The sequence below is a fragment of the Stutzerimonas kunmingensis genome, from assembly GCF_002929225.1.
In the GTDB taxonomy this organism is placed as follows: domain Bacteria; phylum Pseudomonadota; class Gammaproteobacteria; order Pseudomonadales; family Pseudomonadaceae; genus Stutzerimonas.
Map to the genome: position 1 here is coordinate 93,387 of NZ_PISM01000019.1, position 7,957 is coordinate 101,343.

Genomic DNA, 7,957 nt, shown 5'->3' on the forward strand with positions numbered 1-7,957 from the left:
ATTCACCGGGGGATGCTGTCGCTAGCATCTCGCTAATTCGTTGTTCTTCGACAGGATACGCCATGACCGAATTGATAGCTGTCATCACAATCACCTTGCTGGCCGTCATCAGCCCTGGGCCGGACTTTGCGATGGTCACGCGCAACAGTCTGATGCTGTCGCGCCGTGCCGGCATGCTGACGGCCCTGGGCATCGGCCTGGGCGTGCTCGTCCACGTCACCTATACGCTCGTCGGCGTGGGCCTGTTGATCCAGCAGTCGCTCTGGCTGTTCAACGCCATCAAGTTGGTCGGTGCCGTCTATCTGATCTATCTCGGCGTGAAGATGCTGCGCGCCAAGCCCAGCGGCGCGCTGGCCGACAGTACCGTGGCGCCGCTGTCGGATATGGCGGCTTTGCGTACCGGCTTCCTGACCAATGCGCTGAACCCGAAGACCACGGTGTTCATCGTCAGCCTGTTCATGCAGGTGGTGCGGCCCGACACGCCGCTGGCGGTGCAGATCGGCTACGGCGCATTCATCTCGGTTGCGCACATGGCCTGGTTCGGCCTCGTGGCGCTTTGCTTCTCGGCCGGGGCCGTGCGCGACCGGCTGCTGGCCGTGCGCCACTGGATCGACCGCGCCTTCGGCGGGCTGCTGGTCGGATTCGGTGTCCTGCTGGCGGTGGCGCGCGGGGCGCGCTGACTGCGCGGGGCATCGCGCCGCCCTGCGGCGTCTCGACCCTGGGGGGGAAACGCTGCCTCGGAAATCCGAGACAGCGTTTCGGAAATCCATTCCCTATCGTGTGCTTCTCAACGTGCCAGGAGGACGAGGACAGCCACCGCCAGCAGGATCAGCATGGCACCGGAGATGCGTTCCAGCCACGGCAGCGCCCGCGCGAAGCGGCGCAGCACGGCCTGGTTGCCGATGAGGACTGCGACCAGCACGTCCCACAGCAGCACGATGCTGAACATCCAGACGCCATAGATCGTCTTCCAGCCCGCGCTGGCATGCGCGCCGGTCAGCATCGCGGCCAGGCTCGCGTAGAACAGCGCGTTCTTCGGATTCAGGATGCCGGACAGGAAGCCCATGCCGGTTGCGCGTCGCCACGCGATGAAAGGATGCGCGGGTGCCGTGGAACGCCCGCCATTCGAGACATCCAGGTCGCTGCGGCCCGCGTGGCGGATGAACAGCACGCCAAGATAGAGCAGGTAAGCGCAGCCGGCCAGTTGCAATACGACGAACGGGAGGCTGTCCGGGCGCAGTGCCGCCATGCCGGCGAAGGCGGCAACGATGAAAACGCCATTGGCGACGGCGATCCCCAGGCAGGCGCCGCTGGCGACCCGCCAGCCGGCGGACAGCGAGGTTCGGGCGATCAGGAAAAAGTCGGGGCCGGGAGAAAGCAGCGCCAGGAAATGCGCTGCGGCAATCATCAGGAACGGCTGCATTCAGGACGCACTCGTAGTTTTTCTACGCAGTGTGCCGGCCGCAGCGCCTTCCGTATTGAAGGAAATTGCAGCCGCGCCGCTTGCGGCGTCAGGCCCGGAAACGGCCGGGCGTCACACCGGCATGCGCCTTGAACACCCGCTGGAAATGGGCCTGATCGGCGAAGCCGAGATGCTGGGCCACGTCTGCAAGGCTGTCACCGCTGCGAATCCACTCCCTGGCGAGGTTGACGCGCTGGTTGAGTTGCCAGGCGTGCGGCGTCATGCCGGTGACGGCGCGGAATGCCCGGATCACCTGATAGCGGCTCATGCCTGCCAGGTCTGCCAACTTCTCCAGGGTGGTAGTGGCGGTGGGCGAAGCACACAGACAGTCCAGGGCGGGCCGAATCCGCTCCGCCAGGTTCGACGGCACGGTCGGCCCTTTGATGGAGAGCCCCTGTTCGGTGTCGTAGTCCCCGACGAACTCGATCAGCGCGGCCTCCTTCTCGATCGGGTCGCCTTCCTTGAACAGCAGCACGTTGAGTCGGCAGAAGTGCGCATAGACCGCCGGATCGGTCACGATGCGCACCGGCTCGTCGTCCATCGCGTCGGTTCGGGCGTACTCCCGCCGAACAGCCTGGAGCCACGCGGCGTCCAGGTGCAGCATCTGGTAGCTCCAGGCGGTGTCCGGAGCCGGGTTGCACGCATGGACACGTGATGCGGGCACGAAGACGAGCGTGCCAGGGGACAGGAGAACCGGGCCATCGGCGGCACCGGTGAAAACGCTGGTGCCGCCATCGACGGCACCAATGGAAAAGGTCGGGTGATGGTGGGGCTTGTAGCAGGCCCGGCTCTGGCAGGCGCGGCGGCTCTCGACGAAGGGCAAGGCCGGATCGCGCCAGAATGCCTGGGTATCGCTGCATTGGCCTGCACAGTCCGGACGGCTAGTCATCGTTTCGAGATCGGCGTCCATGCAGTCTTCGCACATTGTTGTTCTGAAAGGTGCGGTGTCTCGGAAACAGACACCCCTGGGTCGCTGGCAATTTTAGCTTCCGGGCCTGGAACAGGCATCCATTCATTAGCGTCCCCGGCCAAGAAGCATGGCCGGGTCGCGCTGTCGTGCGTTGCATCGAGCCTCGCTGCACGAGTCTCGCCCCTGACGGGCTTCCATCCCTGACGCCTACGGCCCGGCTTCCAGCTCCGGGCCTGCGCGCTTCGCTTGCGTGCGGTCTGCACATCAAGGCGGCCGTTGCCTTGTCCAGCCGTCTCCCCTGACTTCATCACCTTGTCCGCGACTGTAGCCCGCGGCCGTGTGCCGTCAAGGCGCGCAGGGCCGTGTCCTCGGCTGCGCCTGCGGGCCGCACCAACCCTGCGCTTGTTTCCTTGACGGCCCCCGTCCGCGCGCTCCTGACCGTCGCGGGCGATGAACTCAGGAAAGACGGTGGCAACAGGGCCAACCGGGTTCCTCGTGCCGACCGCACCGAACAGCCGAAAGGCTGGGCTCCGAATCTAGGAATCCGGTGTGCGGTTTGAACAGCAAACCCTTTTCGTCAGGAGAAATGCCATGCAACTCGCATCCCGATTCGCTTCCCGTTCCCCCTCGCTGCGCAGCGATTACCCGCTGTCCGACGATCAAATCCGCAGGGTCGCGCCGTCCATCTTCGCGGACGCGCCGCACGAAAGCCGTTCCGAGCGGTACGCCTATATCCCGACCGCCGCCGTGCTGGCGGAGCTTCGCAAAGAAGGGTTCCAGCCCTTCATGGCGTGCCAGACCCGCGTGCGCGACGAAGGCAAGCGCGAACACACCAAACACATGCTGCGCCTGCGCCATGCAAGCCAAATCAACGGCGCGGAAGCCAATGAAATCGTGCTGCTCAATTCCCACGACGGCACGAGTTCTTACCAAATGCTCGCGGGCATGTTTCGGTTCGTGTGCAGCAACGGTCTTGTCTGCGGCGACACCGTGGCCGATGTGCGCGTACCCCACAAAGGCGACGTGGCCGGACTGGTCATCGAAGGCGCTTACGAAGTCTTGAGCGGCTTCGACCGCGTGGAGGAATCCCGCGATTCCATGCGCGCCATCACCTTGAACGATGGCGAATCCGAAGTGTTTGCCCGCGCTGCGCTGGCCCTCAAGTACGACGACCCCGACAAGCCCGCGCCCATCACGGAATCGCAAATCCTGATGCCGCGCCGCCACGACGACCGCCGCCCGGACTTGTGGAGTGTGTTCAACCGCACGCAAGAGAACTTGACCCAAGGCGGCCTGCGCGGGCGCAGCGCCAACGGACGCCGCCAGCAAACCCGCCCGGTGCAGGGCATCGACCAAAACATCCGCCTCAACCGTGCGCTCTGGCTGCTGGCCGATGGCATGCGCCAGTTGAAAGCCTGACCCCACGCGGCAGGGGCAGGCAGCAGCCCTTGCCGCTTCTCTCGCTGCTCTCGCTGCTGCATCCCAATCGCTAGGAGTTATCACCATGAAAGCCGTTACTCAAACCGAAACCCGCGCCATCGAAACTGCCGCCGCGCCGCTGGAAGTGGCCGACCCGACCAAGAACCTGATTTTGGTTCCGCTCTCGCAGTTGCTGCCGCGCCGCTCCAAGCGCAACGCACGCAAGACCCCGCGCCTGTCCATTCCCGAACTGGCCGCGAGCATCGCCCGCATCGGCCTGCTGCAGAATCTCGTCGTTATCCTTGCCGCCGATGGCGAGCAATATGAAGTCGTGGCCGGCGACCGCCGACTGACCGCGTTGAAGCTGCTGGCGAAGAAGAAGCGCGTCGCCGCCGACTTTGAGGTGCCGTGCCTACCGGTGCCCGACGCTTCAGCCCGTACCGTCAGCCTCGCGGAAAACCTGCTGCGCGAGCAGATGCACCCGGCCGACCAGTTCGAGGCGTTCGCCGCGCTGGTCAAGGAAGGCCGCCCCATCGAAGACATTGCCGCCGACTTCGGCGTGACCCCGCTGGTGGTGCAGCGCCGCTTGAAGCTGGCCAACGTCTCGCCGCGCCTGCTGGCCGACTACCGGGCCGGAGCCGTCACGCTGGAACAGTTGATGGCCCTGACCATCACCGACGACCACGCCGCGCAGGAAGCCGCGTTCTACGGCGCGCCCGAATGGCAGCGTGGCGCGTCCGCGCTGCGCGAACGCTTGACCGAGCGCGAAATCGACGCCACGCATCCGCTGGTGCGCTTCGCCGGGCTGGACGCCTACACGGCGGCGGGCGGCGGCCTCCGCCGCGACCTGTTCGCAGAAGGCGATGCAGGAACCTACCTGACCGACGCCGCGCTGCTGGAAACGCTGGTGCGCGGCAAGCTGGATGCGCTGGCCGGGGACGTGCGCGCCGAGGGTTGGGCGTGGGTCGAAGCCGTGCCGCACATGAGCTACGCCGAGCGGCAGGCGTTCCAGAACGCGCCGCGCCAGCGCCGCGAACCAAGCGCCCGCGAAACCCGCCGCATCGCCTCGCTGCAATCGCGCCTCGACAAGATCGACGCCGAACTGGAAGAAGCCTACGACGCCGAGGACGAGGACAAGACCGAGGCGCTGGAACCACGCCGCGAACAGGTAGCCGGGGAACTGCAAGCCGTGGAGGAAACCTTGCAGGGCTACGCCCCGGACGTGCGCGCCGTGGCCGGTGCCATCGTCACCCTCGACCGCAGCGGCGAAGCCGTGATTCATCGCGGGCTGCTGCGCGAAGCCGAAGCCAAGGCGCTGCGCACGCTGGAACGCTTGCGGCAGGGTTTCGGCAGCGCAGAAGGCAAAGCCGGGAACGACGACGAAGGCGAGGACGCCGAGCCGCCCAAGGCCGCGAGCCTGTCCGACCGGCTGGCGCAGCGGTTGAGCGCGCACCGCACCGCCGCGCTGCAAATCGAAGTCGCCCGGCATCCGCAAGTCGCGCTGGCCGCGCTGGTGCATGGCATGGTGCAGACCGTCTTGCAGGACAGCCACTACGGCCACGACCTGCCACAGGTGTGAGCATGAAAGTGCAAGACCGGCTGGAAGGCATGGCCCCGGACTGGCCGGAATCGCCCGCCGCCGTGGCGCTGCGTGAACTGCAACAGGTGGCGGGTGAAGCCTTGCCGGAGGACAGCGCCGAACTGTTCGCCGCGCTGCTGGCGAAGCCGCAGGATGAACTGGTGCGCCTGTTGGCCGTGTGCGTGGCGTCCACGGTGGACGTGGTGACGCCCCGCGCTATAGCACAGCAGCCGGGCGCGGAACTGGCGCAGGCCGTGAGGCTGGACATGGCGGCATGGTGGAAGCCGACCGCAGACGGCTACTTCCAGCATGTACCGAAGGCCGCGATTCTGGAAGCCGTTGAGCAGTACGCCCCGGCACACATCACCCGGCTGGCGAAGTTGAAGAAAGGCGACATTGCCAGCGAAGCCGAACGGCTGGCGAACGGTACGAGCTGGATGCCTGCTATCTTCAAGGCTGAAACGTCGGAAACCATGCAGGAGCAAGACAACGCCCCGGCGGATGCCGAAGCAATGGCGGATGAACTCACGCAGGCGCTGGCCGCTTGAACTTTGCGGAAGGTAAGCGCCTCGGCCACAACCGGGGCGCTTCGCTTTGTGCGATTCATCAAGGCGCAGGAATAACGCGGTCAGCAAGCACAGCGCCCAGGCCGTTCCGTCCTGGGCGCTGTGAAAAGCAAATCCGGGCGCGTCGGTGTCCGCGCCCGGATTTAAAACGAGTTATTGCTGAGAATTCGGAGTGTCAGATTGCGCATTCTTTGAAGAATGAGCCTCTTGTTCTCTTTGCCACTGACGACGCATCCGATTCGCTTCTCGACGCTCATGCAGCCTATCAAAACCGCTAAACACATCTACCTTTGTGCGTTTTTTCCCTTTGGCAACCGGACTCCAGTTTTCCTCAATTTTCTTGATGTGTTTGGCGATCTCAACCAATGGCTCATCTCCGAGACGACTGACTCCCTCATGGTCGAGCATACTTAAGGTATATGAATTTTTCTGACGCTGTTGGCTGGACGCATCACGCTTCCAGCTAATGTCAACTTCGTAGGTCTTGCCCTTCAGTTTTCCGAATTCAGACAAATAACTCACCATGCCTTGACCGGGTTTGAGGACACTTATTTTCTGGAATGGGATTTCGACCCGGTCTCCGCGTGCCTCCCCATTTTCTAGTGGAGGATCGAAGGCGATAGAAATGTCATATGCTGTCGCATTTCCGGTGTTGTCGATGTGAATATCAAAATGCCGCATTGACCACCGATTGGGAGTGAGTGTCACGACGACATGTGGTTGAGCTGCGGCTTCAGCCATCCTTGTCGTTTCATGCGCAAGAGTCTTGGTTACGCGCCATAGAAAAAAAGTTGCGACAGCGGTAACTATCGTTCCTAGGACACCGCCAACGGCAATAACAGTATTAACCCAAGAGGGCATGCCTTCCATAAGATCTCCCATAAATTATCCGGTGGCGTATCGCTTCGTGGCAGTTTAGCGTGACCCACTAAAAATTATGAGCGTGTCGGCGCAATGCCCGCCGGGCTTTCGGGCTGCGCCCCGTGCCGTCTTTGCCGTCACGGCCATTCGGCTTCAATCCCTCGCGCCTTCGCGCCTGCGGCGCTGCGCGCTGCGCTTGCGGTGAAGGCAGCGCCCCGCCGCAATGATCGGGGCTTGTGGGCCTACGCCCCGGCTTGCTGCCGCAGGTTGCACGAAAGCGTGCCGTCCTCGACCCTGGCAGTTCGTCGCCTGTACGTCACGAAGGACGGTTCACCGACACGCCACCCGGCCTCGCTATGGAGCATCCACGCCACGCATCAAGCCCGTCGCCGCAATCTGCGGCAAGAGGCGTTCTCGCTTGTCGTTGGGGGGTTGGCCTTGCCCGCGTCAGGGCGCAAGCCGGTGAAGCCGACACGCGGGGATACCGAGTCGGCCATATCTCCATTCGGGAGCGGGCGGCCCGTGCGTCCTTGGCTTGTCGTGAATCCTGGCGAGGGAATGGCTACGCCTTGGGCTTCATGGCCGCAACCTTCCAGCGAAAACAATTTCCCCGCCGCTGCGCGGCTTCCTCGCGGGACAAATTCTTTTCGCTTCCAGGTTCTCCACGGTGTTGCGACCGCTGCGCGGTGCGGCCAGCCCATCCCCCGCCGGCCGGATCACAACAAGGACGCACTGGCGCGACCTTGTTCAACCCGAAAGGAGAAACATCATGGCTAACATCGGCACCTTCACCGCAGAGAAAGACGGCTTCACCGGCCAGCTCCGCACCCTGGCCCTCAACGTCAAGGTCAAGCTGATTCCCAACGACAAGGGCGACACCGAGAACGCCCCCGACTTCCGCCTTCAGGCGGCCGGCCACGACATCGGCGCGGCGTGGAAGAAGACCAGCGAAGCCGGGCGGCCCTACGTGTCCGTATCCCTCGACGATCCTTCGTTCCCGGCGACGGTCTATGCCCGCCTGATCGAGAACGAGGACGGCGATTTTCAAGGTAGTTGTCGCGCGAGCGTGTCACGCTGCCTTTGGTGTTTGCTGCAGTACCGCTTCCCGCTCCGGGTTCAGGCACACGATTGGTGCCAGCACCCAGTTCCTGATGTTGCCG

Annotated in this window: 5 protein-coding genes and 2 pseudogenes; 4 read left to right on the forward strand and 3 right to left on the reverse strand. The window is 64.1% G+C overall.

Annotated features, from left to right (window positions below; genetic code table 11):
• Positions 1 to 62 precede the first annotated feature (62 nt).
• On the forward strand, positions 63 to 680 hold the full coding sequence (locus CW305_RS14700; RefSeq protein WP_033939129.1) for a LysE family translocator: 618 nt from the start codon (positions 63 to 65) through the stop codon (positions 678 to 680).
• A 107-nt stretch (positions 681 to 787) separates the two neighbouring features.
• Here CW305_RS14700 and CW305_RS14705 read toward each other — a convergent pair whose 3' ends face one another.
• Both CW305_RS14705 and CW305_RS14710 read right to left on the reverse strand, forming a co-directional pair.
• Positions 788 to 1,423, reverse strand: a complete 636-nt coding sequence (locus CW305_RS14705) for a LysE family translocator (protein ID WP_042933703.1) — start codon at positions 1,421 to 1,423, stop codon at positions 788 to 790.
• An 88-nt stretch (positions 1,424 to 1,511) separates the two neighbouring features.
• Positions 1,512 to 2,351: an AraC family transcriptional regulator gene (locus CW305_RS14710; protein ID WP_033939142.1), complete on the reverse strand. Its 840-nt coding sequence runs from the start codon at positions 2,349 to 2,351 to the stop codon at positions 1,512 to 1,514.
• Positions 2,352 to 2,963: 612 nt separating this feature from the next.
• On the opposite strand from CW305_RS14710, the gene CW305_RS14715 reads away from it, so the two are divergent.
• Positions 2,964 to 3,791, forward strand: a complete 828-nt coding sequence (locus CW305_RS14715; protein ID WP_042933702.1) for a DUF932 domain-containing protein — start codon at positions 2,964 to 2,966, stop codon at positions 3,789 to 3,791.
• Positions 3,792 to 3,876: 85 nt separating this feature from the next.
• Positions 3,877 to 5,918 (forward strand): annotated as a pseudogene (locus tag CW305_RS14720) (ParB/RepB/Spo0J family partition protein).
• A gap of 171 nt (positions 5,919 to 6,089) precedes the next feature.
• Here the strand turns inward: CW305_RS14720 and CW305_RS14725 are convergent.
• Complete coding sequence (locus CW305_RS14725; protein ID WP_079388463.1) at positions 6,090 to 6,806, reverse strand: hypothetical protein; 717 nt, start codon at positions 6,804 to 6,806, stop codon at positions 6,090 to 6,092.
• A 760-nt stretch (positions 6,807 to 7,566) separates the two neighbouring features.
• On the opposite strand from CW305_RS14725, the pseudogene CW305_RS14735 reads away from it, so the two are divergent.
• Positions 7,567 to 7,836, forward strand: a pseudogene (locus CW305_RS14735) (DUF736 domain-containing protein); the annotation flags it as partial.
• Positions 7,837 to 7,957: the final 121 nt, after the last annotated feature.